The organism is Lentzea sp. NBRC 105346 (assembly GCF_030269605.1).
Taxonomy (GTDB): domain Bacteria; phylum Actinomycetota; class Actinomycetes; order Mycobacteriales; family Pseudonocardiaceae; genus Lentzea.
In genome coordinates this window covers 77,131-92,828 of record NZ_BSTQ01000018.1, presented here as the reverse complement: position 1 = coordinate 92,828, position 15,698 = coordinate 77,131, and the positions used below count along the sequence as shown (strand labels likewise).

General features: G+C 69.6%; 16 protein-coding genes. 13 read left to right on the top strand and 3 right to left on the bottom strand.

The genetic code is table 11. The features are described from left to right. Window positions 1-128 precede the first annotated feature (128 nt). Window positions 129-1,076 (top strand): LysR family transcriptional regulator, encoded by a 948-nt coding sequence (locus tag QSK35_RS32710; RefSeq protein ID WP_285751512.1) that lies wholly within the window; start codon window positions 129-131, stop codon window positions 1,074-1,076. Here QSK35_RS32710 and QSK35_RS32705 read toward each other — a convergent pair. Beyond that, entirely contained in the window at window positions 1,058-1,810 is a 753-nt protein-coding gene (locus tag QSK35_RS32705) for an NmrA family NAD(P)-binding protein (protein WP_285751511.1), read from the bottom strand. The two genes, QSK35_RS32710 and QSK35_RS32705, sit on opposite strands and share 19 nt — an antisense overlap. A gap of 124 nt (window positions 1,811-1,934) precedes the next feature. Between QSK35_RS32705 and QSK35_RS32700 the strand changes: the two genes are divergently transcribed. The 10 genes from QSK35_RS32700 (at window position 1,935) to QSK35_RS32655 (ending at window position 10,037) form a co-directional block, all read left to right on the top strand. Further along, on the top strand, window positions 1,935-2,273 hold the full coding sequence (locus tag QSK35_RS32700) for a winged helix-turn-helix transcriptional regulator (RefSeq protein ID WP_285751651.1): 339 nt from the start codon (window positions 1,935-1,937) through the stop codon (window positions 2,271-2,273). Window positions 2,274-2,367: 94 nt separating this feature from the next. Further along, window positions 2,368-3,420 (top strand): gamma-glutamylcyclotransferase family protein, encoded by a 1,053-nt coding sequence (locus QSK35_RS32695; protein WP_285751510.1) that lies wholly within the window; start codon window positions 2,368-2,370, stop codon window positions 3,418-3,420. Window positions 3,421-3,491: 71 nt separating this feature from the next. After that, window positions 3,492-4,046, top strand: coding sequence for a DUF4232 domain-containing protein (locus tag QSK35_RS32690; RefSeq protein WP_285751509.1), 555 nt, complete (start codon window positions 3,492-3,494; stop codon window positions 4,044-4,046). After that, the gene (locus QSK35_RS32685) at window positions 4,047-4,529 is read left to right on the top strand and encodes an alpha/beta hydrolase (RefSeq protein WP_285751508.1); all 483 of its coding nucleotides are present in this window, start codon (window positions 4,047-4,049) and stop codon (window positions 4,527-4,529) included. Window positions 4,530-4,601: 72 nt separating this feature from the next. After that, window positions 4,602-5,009, top strand: coding sequence for a hypothetical protein (locus tag QSK35_RS32680; RefSeq protein WP_285751506.1), 408 nt, complete (start codon window positions 4,602-4,604; stop codon window positions 5,007-5,009). A gap of 213 nt (window positions 5,010-5,222) precedes the next feature. Beyond that, window positions 5,223-5,483, top strand: a complete 261-nt coding sequence (locus QSK35_RS32675; protein WP_285751505.1) for a hypothetical protein — start codon at window positions 5,223-5,225, stop codon at window positions 5,481-5,483. Between the two features lies 1 nt (window position 5,484). Continuing rightward, window positions 5,485-5,736, top strand: coding sequence for a hypothetical protein (locus QSK35_RS32670; protein ID WP_285751504.1), 252 nt, complete (start codon window positions 5,485-5,487; stop codon window positions 5,734-5,736). Further along, entirely contained in the window at window positions 5,737-8,511 is a 2,775-nt protein-coding gene (locus tag QSK35_RS32665; protein WP_285751503.1) for an FtsK/SpoIIIE domain-containing protein, read from the top strand. It begins immediately after the preceding gene. A 5-nt stretch (window positions 8,512-8,516) separates the two neighbouring features. Continuing rightward, window positions 8,517-8,936, top strand: a complete 420-nt coding sequence (locus tag QSK35_RS32660; RefSeq protein WP_285751502.1) for a hypothetical protein — start codon at window positions 8,517-8,519, stop codon at window positions 8,934-8,936. A 66-nt stretch (window positions 8,937-9,002) separates the two neighbouring features. Continuing rightward, the gene (locus QSK35_RS32655; RefSeq protein ID WP_502881752.1) at window positions 9,003-10,037 is read left to right on the top strand and encodes an NADP-dependent oxidoreductase; all 1,035 of its coding nucleotides are present in this window, start codon (window positions 9,003-9,005) and stop codon (window positions 10,035-10,037) included. A gap of 633 nt (window positions 10,038-10,670) precedes the next feature. Here QSK35_RS32655 and QSK35_RS32650 read toward each other — a convergent pair. Further along, a complete protein-coding gene (locus tag QSK35_RS32650; RefSeq protein WP_285751501.1) occupies window positions 10,671-11,816 on the bottom strand; it encodes an amidohydrolase in 1,146 nt (381 codons plus the stop codon). Continuing rightward, the gene (locus QSK35_RS32645) at window positions 11,816-13,363 is read right to left on the bottom strand and encodes an FAD-binding oxidoreductase (RefSeq protein WP_285751500.1); all 1,548 of its coding nucleotides are present in this window, start codon (window positions 13,361-13,363) and stop codon (window positions 11,816-11,818) included. Before QSK35_RS32645 ends, QSK35_RS32650 begins: the two co-directional genes overlap by 1 nt. A gap of 16 nt (window positions 13,364-13,379) precedes the next feature. Between QSK35_RS32645 and QSK35_RS32640 the strand changes: the two genes are divergently transcribed. Next, a complete protein-coding gene (locus QSK35_RS32640; protein ID WP_285751499.1) occupies window positions 13,380-13,946 on the top strand; it encodes a TetR/AcrR family transcriptional regulator in 567 nt (188 codons plus the stop codon). Continuing rightward, window positions 13,943-15,376: a glycerol-3-phosphate dehydrogenase/oxidase gene (locus tag QSK35_RS32635; protein WP_285751498.1), complete on the top strand. Its 1,434-nt coding sequence runs from the start codon at window positions 13,943-13,945 to the stop codon at window positions 15,374-15,376. Before QSK35_RS32640 ends, QSK35_RS32635 begins: the two co-directional genes overlap by 4 nt. Window positions 15,377-15,698: the final 322 nt, after the last annotated feature.

Below are 15,698 nucleotides of genomic sequence, written 5' to 3'. Positions count from 1 at the left end.
GCAGTAGCGTCGGGGAGAGGGGCGCGCCTTCGCTGCCGCAAGCGTGGCGCTGCCTCCGAGCTGTGTGTTCACAACTATGACCCGATCGACGGGTGGCGGCTCATACAGAAGGGGGATAGAAGGGCCTTATGCCCGAGCTGGAACTGCGCCACCTGCGAGCGGTCCGGACGATCGCGGAGGAGGGCAGCGTGACCAGAGCCGCCGCGCGGCTCGGTCTCACCCAGCCCGCGCTCAGCGCCCAGCTGCGCACCGTCGAACGACTGGTCGGCGGAACGCTGTTCGACCGTTCGCCGAACGGTTGCGTCCCAACGGATCTGGGCAAGCAGGTGCTCGGCACCGCCCGCCTCGTGCTGGACGAGATCACGCAGCTGGTGGCCGCCACCAAACCCGGCCGCAACGGTCCGCTGGTGGTCGGTGGCGTGCCGATGCTGTTCTTCGCGCACTTCGTGGAGAACCTGCGCAAGCTCGTCTCCGAGGTGCGCGCGGACGCCCAGTCGTCGTCCGCCGAGGTGGTGGACCAGCTGCTGGCCGGCCAGATCCACGTCGCGATGTTCGAGTACTTCGACGGCATGCAGAGCCGTGAGCTGCGCGGGATCGAGCTGCGCAAGCTCGTCACAGAACCGCAGTTCGTGGCGGTGTCCGAGCACGACCCGCTGGCGCACCAGGACGAGATCGACCTCGCGCAGCTCGCCTCGCACGACTGGGTCACCCCGCCCGCCGAGCAGATGAGCAACCGGCTGCACCTGATCCGCGCGTGTGCCGACGCCGGTTTCACGCCCCGGCTCACGCACCACACCAACGAAGCGGGCATGGCGCGCGGCCTGGTCGCGAACGGCGCCGTGTCGCTGGCGTCCGCGCCGTCGCGCACCGGCGACGGGATCGTCATCCGGCGGCTGCGCGGCATGCCGTTGATGACCGACCTCTACGTGGCCACGCGCCGCGAGTCACCGGTGGCCGGGCGGGCGCACGAGGTGTTCGCGTGCGCCGCCGACGCCTACCAGTCCGTGCTCGACCGCAACCCCGACTATCGCCGGTGGTGGGACGCGCACCCGGAGGCTCACCCAGAGATCCCCTGAGGCGTCCGGCCGAGCAGCTTCTCCAGGTCCGGCCGCACCTGCGCGAACACGCCTTCGCGGGCTAGCCGGAACACGTCCACGACGAACAGCTCCGGCAGGCCGGCCGCGCGCAGGTCGTCGTCCGTGACGGACTTGAAGCGGTCGCCCGCGAGCTCGGGGAACGACCACGCCGCCGCCCCGGTCAGCTCGTACACGCTGTTCTCGTGGCCGGTCGTGGTGAGCACGACCGCGGCCGCCTCGGCGAGGTCGTCCCTGGCCGCGCTCGCGATGCGGCCGTCACCGGTCGACGTCGCGACCTCGTCCGCCTGCAGCAGCGGCAGGAAGTTCTCGTGGTACATGCCGTTGCGCAGGAACGAGAAGGGGATGCCGGTGGCACGGATGCGTTCCTCGGTCGCCTTGTGCACCTCGGCGAGCAGCAGCGGTGAGGTGTCCGCGTCGGTGATGCTCGTGTAGGCGATGAAGCCGACGCCCGCCCGTTGCGCGGCCGCCACGGCCTTCGCGTGCTGGGCGATGCGCGTCTCGTTGTCCCCTTCGGACGACACGAGCAGCAGCTTGTCGACGCCGGTGAAGTCGAGGTCGCCGTCGAAGTCGCCCGGTCGTGCCTCGACCCCCAGGTGTTCGACCTTGCGGGGATCGCGCGTGGACACGACGACGCGTTCGTCGGTGCGCTCGAGGACGTGGCGGACGGCCGCGCCGCCGAAGTGACCGGCCGCGCCGGTGATCAGGATCGTCATGGTCCCGACCGTAGGAGCTTGCGCTAACTGTTGGTAAGTACCTACTTTGAAGTGGGGTACTGACGAAGGGGTAAGTGTGCAGAACGGCGACGTCTACGACACGGGCTGCCCGTCGCGGCCGATCATGGAGCACGTCACCAGCCGCTGGGGCGTGCTCGTCCTGCACGCGCTGCGGTCGGAGACGCTCCGGTTCAGCGCGCTGCGCCGCAAGATCACCGGGGTGAGCGAGAAGATGCTCACGCAGACGTTGCAGACCCTCGAGCGCGACGGCCTCGTGCACCGCGAGGTCTTCCCCGTGATCCCCCCGCATGTTGAGTACTCACTCACTCGGATGGGCGAAGAGGTGGCGGGCTGCGTCGCGACCCTGTTCACGTGGATCGAGGGCAACACGGAGGCCGTTCTGGCCGCCCAAGCCCGATATGACGACGCGAAACATCGGGTCAGTCACCCGGTTGCCACGTGAAGTTGGCCACGTTTTCCCTAGAGTTCACCCTATAGATCGGATGGATAACGGTTAGGGGAAGCGGAAGTGGCTTCAATCTTGCGACAATGGACCAATGGCCCAACCTTTCACGGACGACAGTCATCCGGCGGAGCCCTATCCGGGTACCCGTCCGGAGCACTGCTTCGTCCATCTGGATGAAACGGGCTGGCCAGTGACACCGAGCCTCGGCATGGAGTCCGGATGGCGGGTCGAGCCGGAGAACGTGGATCTGGACCAATGGCTGGCGGACCGCGGAGAACCGCCACTTTCGGCACGGATGCCGGTGCTCGGGTACGGCAGCAACGCCAACCCGTCCAAGGTCACCTGGTTGCGTGACGAGCTGGGCCTGGCCGGTCCCGCCGTCGTGCTGCGCGCCAAATGCGAGGGCATCGCCGCGGTGTGGGCCGCCGGCCGGCGCAAGCGGGACGGTCAGCGTCCCGCCACCCTCGCCGCGCTGCCCGGACACACCGAGGAGCACGCCGTCTGGTTCGCCACGCCGGAGCAGCTGCGCGTGCTGGACCGGTGTGAGGGCCGCGGCCTGCGCTACCGGCTCGTCCGGGTGCACACCGGCCGCATCACGCTGCAGAACGGCGCCGTGGTGGACTCGGTGCTCGCGTACACGGGGTCGTCGCGGGCGCGGATGCCCGTGCTGTTCAACGGCAGGATGGTGCTCTGCAGCTCGCTCGACCAGGCGCGCACCCGCCACCTCGGCGACCGGGCCGCGTCGACCGACGGCCTGGAGGTGACCGAGGTGCACGGCGACCCGTCGGCGGACGACTGGCCGGAGCTGCTGTTCGTCTACGGCACCCTGAAGCCGGGCGCAAGCGCTTGGCACCTGATGGAACCGCACGTCACCGGCTCGTTTGAAGAGGTACGACTGCCGGGCACCCTGCACGACACGGGACTGGGTTACCCCGCGCTGCGGCCCGGCCGCGGCCCCGGTGTGCCGGGTTTCGTGCTGCGGCTGCGTTCGCCCGAGGACGCCCTGCCGTTGCTGGACGAGTACGAGGGCGCCGACTACCGCCGCGTGCGCGTGGTGCTGCCGGGCGGCCGGGTCGCGTGGACGTACCTGTGGACCTCGCCGGTCGGCGACATGCCGGTCCTGCCCGACGGGTGGGTCCACTGATCCGGTGAACTTGGGGTTCCCCCGGACAACTCGGCGGTCGCCTGTCGCGTCCTCCTGATAGGAGGTGCGTCATGACTCGACGGCTGCTCGTGTGCGGACTTCTCCTGCTGGCCACTGCCTGCGGGCAGAGACAGCAGCCGGCGACGTCGGCGTCCCTTCCGGTCTCGACGCCGCCGCCGACCACTTCCTCTTCGGCCGCCCCGGACATCGTCCGCTGCAACGCGTCCGTCCTCAGTGGAGAGATCACGCCGACGGATGCCGGTGCGGGCAACCGCTACGGCAAGTTCTTCGTGACGAACAAGGGCGCCGAACCGTGCACTTTGAACGGTTACAGCGGCCTGCAGCTGCTGGCCGCCGACGGTTCGCCGTTGCCGACGAAGCTCGAACGCGTCACCGATCCCGGCCCCGCGCCGATGGAGCTGGCGCCGGCCGCCCGCGCCGCCGCCAACCTGCATTGGTCGGTCGTGCCGAACGGCTCCGAACCGGCCGACAAGCCGTGCCAGCCGGAACCGTCCAAAGCGGCCGCGATCCCGCCGGACGAGACGAAGCCGCTGTCGCTGACGTGGGACTACGGCCCGGTGTGCAGCGGCGGCCGAATCGAGATCAGCGCGTTCTACCCTGCCTAGATGACGTCCGACCGGTGGCTCGCCGTACTCGTGAACGGCGGCTTCGGCTTCGCCGAACCGCTCGAGGCGGCGGGTGTCCATGTCGTCGTCGCCGACGACGTGGCCGCGGTGGTGCGCTCCGCCGACGCCCCGGTCGTCCTCATCGGACACTTCACCGGGGCTCCGCTCGCGGTTCGCCTTGCCCAGCAAGAGGGTTCCGCCCTGGCGGCGCTCGTGCTCGTGTCGCCGGTGCTCGGCATGTGGGACGGTGCGTCCGAGGAACTGGCGGACCTGATCGACGAGGTCAACTTCGGCCCGCACCTCGGCGACCTGCCGACGTTGTGGCTGCACGGCGCCGACGACGAGATCGTGCCGATCTCCGACACGCGGGCGGGGACGGACCGGATCCGGGGCGCCGCGTTCGAGGAGCACATCGTCCCCGGTCTGCTCGACCCGGCGGACGCCGTCACGGCGATTCTCGACTTCGTGGACCGCGTCGTCTGACCGTCATGGCCAGTTTGCGACATGAGGTCCCCAAAACTGACGATGACGGCCTGCGGGACAATTCGCCCCGTTATGGGCGCTGAGGACCTTGAGCTGCTGGTCACGATCGTCGTCGAGGCAGCCGACGAGCAACAGGCCCGCGCGGCCTGCGAGCCGCTCGTGAGCCGCGTGGCGGGCCGCGTCGTCGACGCGCGCGACACCTCCGACGAGGAGCCGGGCTGCTGGTCCGTCGCCATCACCGTGGCGAGCGACGAGAAGGCCACCCACAGCGTCAGCGGGGCCCTGGGGCGGGCGGTGCGGACGTTCGTGCGCCGGCTCGATGACGGGTTCCCCACGCCGCGCGTGCAGTGCGAGCCGCCGACGGCCTGGACCGTGCTCGACGACCCCGATCTGATCAACGTGTTGGTGCCGGGCGCGGAGCGCATCCTGGTCGAGGCGTGGGCGGGCGTCGACCCCTTTTGGAGTAAGCACGCGCAGTAGCCGGGGGACATCGATTCAGATGATCTTCACTCGTCCGCCGACACCATCTGCACGCTGGGCTAACTGATCATTAGATCAAACGCATGACTGTGTGCCGAAGTGCCCTACCCAGTTAGCGCATCCTTCGTCCCAACTGTGAAAATTTGCGAAAATGTCTACTGAGAGTGGTCCCAGTGATCGCTCATCGTGTCCGTTGGAGGGTCGGGAGCCGACATGGCCAGCATCGAAGAGGTCCGTGCCGCAATTGCCCAGGCGGTCGAGAAGGCCACCCAGAGCCAGGCCGCTCTCCAACAGGCCGCGTCGCTCGCCGAGGACGCGCAGGCGCTGCTGTCCTCGGTGACCCAGGGGTCGGTGCAGAACGACGTCGAGCAGACGAACGCGCACTTCGCTCAGGTCGTCGGAGGTGTGGGCGAGCTGCAGAACTTCCTGGGCGCCGGGATCTCGTCCGCCGAGGGCATCAACGCCAGGCTCTGAGATGACGTCCATCGCCGAGGTCAAGGTCGTGCTCGAGCAGGTCTGCGAGCAGCTGCGCGAGTCGTACGCGGCCGTCCGCGGGGCTCAGCAGGACCTGGACGAGGCAGTCACGGTGCTCGCGGAGCAGAGCGAGAACCACCACGAGTCGCTGCTGCCCGCCGAGTTCCTGAAGGCCAAGGAACGCTTCCCGGAGCTGCTCGAGCTCGTCGTCACCACCCTGGAACGCATCCAACGCATCTCCGTGGAGCTGTAGATGAACAGGCGGGACGATCGGCGCCGGAAGGTCGAGGAGGCCTTCGACGAGTTCCGCCGTGCCGTCTCGGCCGCGCTGGGCGCCGTTTCCCGCGAACACCGGTTGCTCGCCGAGGAACGCGCCAAGGACATGTTCGAGCTGATGGTGCGCGGCGAGGGCGTCGATCAGGCGCTGCGGGACCCCGTGCTCCAGGAGGCGTTGGCCAACCCCGCGTTCGCGCACCGGCTCACCGAGGTGCTGCGCGACCGTGAGGCGGCGTTCCAGGAGTGGACGCGGTCCGGGCCGGACCAGCTCACCGGCCTGGTCGAGGAGGTCGCCAACGGGCCGGCGTCCTGGCCGTACACCGCGTGGCTCGGCCACCCCGGCACGCACGACGGCAGCGAGGGCGTGCCGGAGCTGTGGCGCATCGGCACCGGTGTGGTGCCGAGCGCGCCGGAGCGGCAGCCGTTCCCCGTCGCCGTCCCGCTGCTCGACCACTCGCACCTGCACATCTCGTCCACTCCGGACAGTCGCGCGCTGGCCGACACCGTGGTCGAGAACCTGTTGCTGCGCATGCTCAGCCACTTCCAGCCCGGTCTCGTGCACGTGCACGTGTGGGACATCAACCAGCTCACCGGCTCGTTGCCGGGGCTGTACCCGTTGACGCGCGCGGGTCTGCTGACCGTGCACGATCCGGCGCGGCTGCACGAGCTGCTCGACGAGCTGTCCGAGCACATCCGGCGCGTGCACACCAAGGTGCTGGTGGACGGGCATCTGACCGTGCGGTCGGTCAGCGGCGAGGGCAGGCGCACCGAGCCGTGGCACGTCGCCGTGCTGTTCGGCAACCGCAAGGCGTTGCGCGAAGAACACCAGCAGCAGCTGCAACGCGTGGCGCGCAACGGTTTGGCGTGCGGCGTGCAGCTGTTCATCGTGGACATCCCGGTGACGGTCAACTCGCCGATCGAGACCCTGCAGCTGCGGCCCGACGGCACCGCGACCTGCACGATGACCGGCAAGCACATCACCGTGACGCTCGACCCGCCGATGCCGCGCACGCTCGTTCCCCGTGCCTGCGCGGCGATCGCGGAGAAGCGCGAGGAGCGGCGCAACCGCCTGGGCACGTTCCTCGACCTGGTGCCCGACCCGATCTGGCTGGAGAACTCCTCCGCCGGCGTGATCGCGCCGGTCGGGTTCGACGACGGCGAACCGGTGTGCGTGCAGCTGGGCGACACCTCGCCGCACGCGTTGATCGGCGGCCCTTCGGGTTCCGGCAAGACGAACTTCCTGTACGCCATGCTGGGCAGCTTCGCGTCGCGGTACTCGCCGGACGAGCTGGAGCTGTACCTGCTGGACTTCAAGGAGGGCGTGTCGTTCGCGCAGTTCGCGCCGGGCCGCAAGGACCCGAGCTGGCTGCCGCACGCGCGCCTGGTCGGCGTGAACGTCAACACCGACCGCGAGTTCGGCGTGGCGCTGCTGAAGTTTCTCGCGGACGAGATGCGCCGCCGCGCGGACGCCGCGAAACAGCACGAGGTCACCAAGCTGGAGTCGCTGCGCCAGGAAGACCCGGACAGCCGGTGGCCGCGGATCGTCGCGGTGATCGACGAGTTCCAGTACCTGTTCCTGGAACGCGACCAGGTGACGGCGCAGGCGACGCAACTGCTGGAGGACGTCGCGCGGCGCGGCCGTTCGCAGGGCATCCACCTGGTGCTGTCGTCGCAGGACGTGTCCGGCATCGAGGGCTTCTGGGGCAAGTCGGCGATCTTCGACCAGTTCACCGTGCGCATCGCGCTGCCGAAGGCGCGCCGCGTGCTCGCCGAGCCGGGCAACGACGCGGCGGTCGAGCTGCCGCGCTGGCACGCGGTGATCAACCACGAGTCGGGCGTGAAGCCGGGCAACGAGATCGCGCGCATCCCGGACGCGACGACCAAGGGCACGTTCGACTTCCTGCAGAACCAGCTGTGGAACCGCTGGCGCAAGGACCACCCGCCGATCCTGTTCGACGGCGGCAAGGTCCCGGTGCTCGACGAGCTGCCGGACTTCCTCGACCTGGCGCCGGATGTCGGTCCCGCGCCGACCGTGCTGCTCGGCCAGGTCATCGACGTGGCGGGCAGCGCGGCGAAGGTGCGCCTGGCGCGCACCCCCGGCCGCAACATCGCGGTCATCGGTTCCGTCGTAGAGGACGCCGCCGCGGTCCTCGGTGGAGCCGCCGCTTCCCTTGGCAGGCAACACGAACCGGGCGAGGCGACGTTCACGTTGTGCTGCCTGGTCGACGAGGCGAAACCGTTCGCGCAGCACGCCGCGAAGCGCCTCGAGGTCGCCGGCCACACGGTTCAGGAGATCGGCATCGACGGTTTCCGCGAACTGGTCGACGAGACCGCGCGCGGCATCAACGCGATGATCACCGGTACGGCCGAGGGCCCACCCCGGCCGCACTACCTCTTGCTGTACGCGGTCGACGCCGCGCACGCGTTGCTCGAACAGAAGGACCCCACCACTCGGGCGTCCGGAGTGGACAGTCTGCGCACCGTTTTGAAACACGGCCCGGAGAACCGCACGCACATCCTCGGCTGGTGGCGTGCTGTACAGCGACTCAAGAACTCGTTGAGTCCGGGCGTGTACGACGACATCGGTGCGTGGGTCGCTTTCGACGTCCAGGGCAAGGAACTGCTGACGCTCGGACCGGAGCAGGTCATGGCGTGGTCACCCCGACCGCGGCGCGGCCTGATGTTCGACCGGTTCGAACACTCACGACCACAGGTGGTCATCCCGTTCGACACCGGGGAGGAAACAGGATGAGTGCGGTGCTGAGGCTGGTTGACGATCTGCCGTCGCCAGAAGAAGAACCGGTGGTGATGTCGGCCGTGGAGCGCTACAAGGAGATCATCGAGGGCGTGACGGAGGCGACCCGCCGCATGCGCGCGCGTGACGCCGAACGCAACGCCGAGCTCACCGAGCGACTGGGCCGTTCCCAGGAGCAGGTGGCCGAGATCAACGAGCGCGAGCAGATGGTGCGGTTCGGCGCGGAGCTGCACTGGGAGGCCGCGAAGAAGCAGCTGTGGAACGAGACGTGGCTGCGAATGACCGTCTTCCCTTCGCCCGATGAGTCCGTGCCGCAGCGTCCGCAGAGCGAGTACAACGCCGCGATGGACGCCGCGTACGAGGCCCTCGAGGCTTCGCTGCAGAAGAAGCGTTCGCTGCTCCGGCGTGGGCGTGAGCGTTAGATCACAGTGGGAACACCCTTCCCCACGGGGTTGTTTGGACAGGTACCGATCAGTTCCGTATTCACCATGAAGGGTCGATCACTGATGACCGTGCCGAGCACCGCACTTGAGGTCCGCCTCGCCTCCCGTCCCCAGGGCTGGCCGACGGATGAGAACTTCGAGATCGCCGAGGTCTCGGTCCCGGAGCCGGGTGAGGGCCAGATCCTGGTCCGCAACCTGGTGATGAGCGTCGACCCGTACATGCGTGGCCGGATGAACGACGTGAAGTCCTACGTCCCGCCGTTCCAGATCGGCGCTCCGCTCGACGGTGGAGCGGTCGGCGAGGTCGTGGCTTCTTCTGTTGATTCTTTGAAGCCCGGCGACCACGTGCTGCACGGCCTCGGCTGGCGGGAGTACGCCGTCCTGGACGCCGCGAACGCCGTCAAGGTCGACCCGGCCATCGCGCCGCTCGGTGCGTACCTCGGCGTGCTGGGCATGCCCGGCCTGACCGCGTACGCCGGCCTGCTGGCGACCGCGGAGTTCAAGGAGGGCGACGTCGTCTTCGTGTCCGGCGCCGCGGGTGCCGTCGGTGCGCTGGTGGGTCAGATCGCCCGCCTTAAGGGTGCTTCGCGCGTGATCGGCTCCGCCGGTTCGCCGGAGAAGGTCAAGTACCTGGTCGAGGAACTCGGCTTCGACGCCGCGTTCAACTACAAGGACGGCCCTGTTTTGGAGCAGCTGTCCGCTTTGGCGCCCAACGGTGTCGACGTGTACTTCGACAACGTCGGCGGTGAGCACCTCGAGGCCGCCATCGCCGTGATGAACCCGCACGGCCGCGCCGCCCTCTGCGGTGCCATCGCCCAGTACAACGACACCGAGCCGCCCGCCGCGCCGCGCAACCTCGTGCAGGTGATCGGCAAGCGCCTCACGCTGCGCGGCCTGCTGGTCGGCGACCACCAGGCCCTGCAGCCGCAGTTCGTGGCCGAGATGGGCGCGTGGATCGCCTCCGGTGAGCTCAAGTACTCCGAGACCGTCGTCGAGGGTGGCGTGCGCCAGGCGCCGGCCGCGTTCCTCGGCCTGCTGCGCGGTGAGAACACCGGCAAGATGCTGGTCAAGCTCGCCTGATCTCGTTCTTCTGGACAGGGGCTCCCTCCTTGGGAGCCCCTGTCTGTGCATTACCTTCCACGTGGGCCCTGGATTTTCAGTTCGCTTCGAGTGAACTTGATCAAGGGCTGAGCGTGCAGCGTCGCGAAATTGTCAGACCCCGGCAGTACGCTTGAGTGCAAAAGGAAGCGCGCGAGGGGACGCGGGTCCACGCCCAGGTCAGCAGCACCGGCGGTACCGAGGCAGTAAGGGGACGACGGGGCAGCGGCAGCAGTGGGGCATCAGCCGTGCAGCGGCAGCGGCGAGGCAGCAACCGCGGCCGGGCAGCAACCGCGGCGTGGCGGTGACCGCGGTGCAGTAGCAGCGGCGGCGAGGCAGCGACCGCGACGGCGGTGTAGCGGCGAGGCAGCGACCGCGGTGCAGCGACAGCAGCACCAGGCCAGCTCGCCGACGCCACACGCAGTCGCTAGCGGCGTCAGACCAGCTCGCCGTCGGCGACCAGAGGTCAGCAGCGGCCTCGGGTCAGCAGCGACCACAGACCAGCCGCGGTATCGGGTCAGCCGTGGGTGCCGGGTCAGCCGTGGGTGCCGCAGCCATCGGGTCAGCCGCGGGCCCTGGGGTCAGCCGCGGCCTCAGACCAGCTCGCCGCGTGCCTCAGACCAGCTCGCCGTCGGCCGCGACCACACGCCCGCGGTGGACGACGAGCGTGCGTGGCGCCCGGTCCATCACCGCGGCGGCCACCGAGTCGCCGGGCACCACGACCAGGTCGGCCGGCGAGCCCTCGGTGAGACCCGACTCGACGCCGAGAACTGCCGCACCGCCGCGCGTGGCGACGTCGACGCACATCTCGATGTCGGAGTCGCGCCGGAACCCGTTGCGGTAGGCCAACTGCCAGGTGCGGTCCAGCATGTCGCCGTTGCCGTAGGGCGACCAGTAGTCGCGGATGCCGTCCTGACCGAGCCCGACCCGCACGCCGGCCCACCGCAAATCCCGCAGCGGCAACGGTTCCCGGTTGCCGGGCGCGACGGTCGTGACGGCCACGTCGTGTTCGGCCAGCAGGGACACGAGTCCTTCGCCGGGCAGGGCGAAGCAGTGGCTGATCGTCACCTGGCCCTGCATCCCAAGCGCCGCAACGCGTTCGCAGATCAGCGAAACCTGGAAGGCGCCGAGCGATCCGGAATCGTGCAGGTGAATGTCCACACCGCATTGGTGCTTCGAGGCGAGCTCGAAGACGATGTCCAGGTGCCGCACGGGATCGCGGTCGTAGCCGGCCGGGTCGAGACCACCGATCAGGTCGGCGCCCGACCGCAGCGCCTCCTCCAACAGTGCCACGGTGCCCTGCTCGCGCAGGATGCCGCACTGCGGAAACGCCACCACCTGCACGTCGGCCCGATCCGCGTGTGCCGCGCGGGCGGCGAGCACGCCGAAGAGCTTCTCCAGTCCCGAATCCACGTCGACCTGGGCGTGGCTGCGCACGCGCGTGGCGCCGCCCGCGATGGTGCGGCCCAGGGTGTGGGTCGCGCGGTCGGCGACGGAACGTTCGGCCGAACGCCAGTTCTGGCGGTCGTTCTCGATCAGACCGGCCAGAGTGGCGTCCGCGGTGTGCGGGCGGAACGGCAGGCCGAGGCGCGTCGAGTCCAGGTGTGCGTGGGCGTCGACGAACGCGGGCAGCAGCACGCCGCCCCTGCCGTCGACCACGTCATCCGAAACAAGATCCGGGCCGATCTGCTTGATCACGCCGTCGACGCACAGCACGTCGACGAGCTCGCCGCCCCAAGGACGCACCGATCGGATCAGCATCACACGAGTTTGCCAGGGTTGAGGATTCCGGTGGGATCGAGCGTCGACTTCACCGACCGCAGCACGTCGATACCCAGCGGCCCGATCTCGGCGGGCAGGTACGGCGCGTGGTCGCGGCCGACCGCGTGGTGGTGCGTGATCGTGCCTAGTCCGGAGATCGCCGAGCACGCCGCGGTCTTGGCGCGTTCCCACTGTGCCACCGGATCGTGAAGATCCCGCGGCACGAGCACGGTGAAGTAGAGCGACGCACCGGTCTCGTATGCGTGCGAGATGTGGCACATCACGACCGGGTCGCCCAGCGATTCGGTCAGCGCGTCGCGCACGGCGGAGCGCAGCTGCGTGAGCTTGGACCAGTGCGTCGCCGTCTCCAGCGTTTCGACGCAGACGCCCGCGTCCAGCAGCGCGTCGCGCTGGCGCGGGCCGTTGAACCGGCCGTGCCGCCACGCCTCACCCATCGCGCGACCTAGCCGGACCAGTTTGTGGCCGTGGGTCGCGGCCATCGTCGCGGCGCGGGAACGGCCTTCCCAGCCCATGATCACCAGGCACGGTGCCTTGATGCCACGTAGCTTCACGTACCGGTTGAGCAGGTCGGCCTTGCGACCGCCGGTCAACGCGATCGCCACCTCCGTCTCGTCCACATCGGACAGACGGGTCACGTCGGCCAGGGCCTGTCGTTGCGCCAGGTCGCGGATCAACGCCTCGCCCGCCTGCCAGCCGTCCACGATGAACCCTTCGTAGCAAGGGTTTTCCGGTTTCGGACGGACTCGTAGGGCAACCTCGGTGATCACGCCGAACAGGCCCTCGGAGCCGATGACCAGCTGCCGCAGGTCTGGTCCGGCCGCCGACGCGGGCGCGCTGCCCAGCCGCCACTCGCCCGCGGGCGTCTGGACGCGCACGCCTTCGACCATGTCCTCGAACCGCCCGTAACCAGAGGACGCCTGGCCCGCCGACCGCGTCGCGGCGAAGCCGCCGATGGTGGCGCGCTCGAACGACTGCGGCACGTGCCCGAGCGTGAAACCGTGCTCCCCCAGCAGTTTCTCCGCATCGGGCGCGGGCAGGCCCGCCTGCAGCACGGCGACGCGCGACACCGGGTCGACCGACACGAGCCGATCCAGGCGGGCGAGATCGAGTGCGATGACGGCGTTCTTGCCACCACGCAACGCCTCCACGCCGCCGACAACCGACGTGCCGCCGCCGAACGGCACCACCGCGACGTCGTGCTCCACGCAGACGCGCAGCACCTCCTGGACCTCTTCCGGTGAAGCCGGTCGCACAACTGCGTCCGGCACCGCGAGCTCGCCGTGGCCGCGTCGCTTGAGCAGGTCCAAATAGGACAGACCGCCCGCCCGGCCGAGACGGTCCTCGGCGTCGAGACTGATCTCGGCGACCGCCTCAAGTGCCTCGAAGGCGTCCTCGGACAGTTCCGACTCCGGCGCCACAACCGGCGCCTCGTCCAGCGGTGTGCCGAGCCCGACCCGCTCGCCCAGCCATGCCAGCGCGTGCGGCGGCAGCGGTGTGGTCTCTGAGGTCCATCTTGCTCGCGTCACTGATACAGTGTGACATATGACGTCTAATCGTCACAGCGACGACACGCTGTTGGACGCCACCCGTGACTGCGTGCTCGAAGTGGGCGTGCGGCGCACGAAGCTGACCGACGTCGCCAAGCGCGCGAACGTCAGCCGGATGACCTTGTACCGGCGCTTCCCGGACGTGGACCACCTGGTCAGGGCCTTGATGACCAGGGAGTTCGCCGCGCTGCTCGAGCAGACCACGGGCGCGGGCAACGCGCGCGAGCAGCTGGTCAGCCGGTCCGTGGACGCGATCCGCCTGCTGACGGCGAACCCGCTCATGCAGCGCGTCCTCGACCTCGATGCCGAGCTGATGCTCCCGTACCTCGTCGAACGGCTGGGCAGCACGCAACGGCTGGTCGAGCAGTTCCTGGTCGACCAGATCCGAGCGGGCCACGCCGACGGTTCGATCCGGACCGGCGACGCGGCGGTTCAGGCGCGGGTCGTCCTGCTCACCGCGCAGTCGATGGTCCTGTCGATCCGCCCGGCGACGACCGGTCACACCCACGACTCCCTGCTGGCCGAGCTGGCCCGCCAACTGGACGGAGCGCTGCGCCCGTGAACACGTCGCTGAACGCCCACCGCCGCGAATCGGACCTGTCCGCCGTCCAGGAGGAGGTCGTCGACGTCCTTGTCGTCGGCGGCGGCGTCACGGGCACGGGAGTCGCCCTGGACGCGGCCTCGCGCGGCCTGTCCGTGTGCCTATTGGAGGCGCACGACCTGGCGTTCGGCACGTCGCGCTGGTCCAGCAAGCTGGTGCACGGCGGGCTGCGCTACCTGGCCCACGGCGACGTGGCGCTGGCCCACGAAAGTGCGGTCGAACGCGGCATCCTCATGACTCGGACCGCACCCCACCTCGTCCACGCCCTGCCGATGCTCTTTCCCTTGCACGGCAAGGACAACGGCTTCAAGATCATGGCCGGCCTGCGCGCGGGCGACCTGCTCCGCCGCGCCGCCCGGACGCCGTCGTCGGTGCTGCCGCCGCCACGCCGTGTATCGCCGGTCGAGGCCCTCGCACTGGTACCGGGCCTGCGCGCGACGGGCCTGCGCAGCGGTCTGCTCAGCTTCGACGGCCAACTGATCGACGATGCGCGCCTGGTCCTGGCACTGGCGCGCACCGCGGCGGGCTTCGGCGCCCGAATCATCACGCGCGCCCGCGTCACCACGTTGACGGGTGATGGCGCGACTGCGGTTGACGGCCTGACCGGCACCTCGTTCTCCGTCCGCGCCCGCGCGGTGATCAACGCGTCCGGTGTCTGGGCCGGCACCCTGGTGCCGAGCGTGCGGCTGCGCCCATCACTGGGTTCGCATCTGGTCCTGGACGCCAACCGGATCGGCTTCGTCGGCACGGCGGTGACGTTCCCGGTGGGCCGCAACCGTTTCGCCCTGATGCTGCCGCAACCGAACGGCCGGGTGTACCTCGGACTCACCGACTCACCGGTCGACTGGCCCGTTCCGGACGTGGTGCCCGTTCCGGAGTCCGATGTGGACTTCCTGCTGGACGCCGCTTCCACTGTGCTGCAACGACCTCTGACGCGCGCCGACGTGCTGGGCAGCTACGCCGGACTGCGGCCCCTGCTGGACGCTCCGGGCTCGACGGCGGACCTGTCGCGCCGGCACGCCGTCCTGCGCGCGCCGAACGGTGTGGTCACGATCGTCGGGGGCAAGCTCACCACGTATCGCCGGATGGCGGCCGACGCCGTCGATGCCGTCGGGCTCGCCGCGGGGCCGTGCCGGACCGCCTCGCTGCGCCTGGTGTCGTCGGATGCCGCGCGGGTCGCTGCTCTGTCCGAAGTGGATCCGGAGTTGGGGGTGGAGGTCGCGCCGGGTGTCACCGCCGCGGACGTCGTGTGGGCGGTGCGGCACGAGGGTGCGCTGGACGCGGACGACGTGCTGGACCGGCGGACGCGGATCGGGCTCGTGGCGGCGGAGCGGGCGGCGGCGGAGCCGCTCGTGGCGGACCTGGTCAGCCGTTCGCTGGCCGGGCTTTGAGGGGTTGAACGGACAACTCAGCGGTGCTGAAAGGGCGACACGCGGGGGCTGGGAGCGAGACACGCGGGGCTGCGTGGGAGAGCCGTCGGGTGCTGAGGTGAAAACTCGCCGGGGCTGAATTGAGGACTCGCCGGGGCTGGATTGAGGACTCGCGAGGTTGGGGTTGGGGAACCGCAGGGGTCGGGAAGTGTGAGGGGCGGGAAGTGCCGTGAACGGGCCGTTGGCGGCTTGGGGCGGCCGGAATTGTCAGACCCTTGTGGCAGAGTTGAAAACAGGGGTCCCCCTGGCGGGGGGACCCCTGATTGCGTTGCGGGTTGAGGAA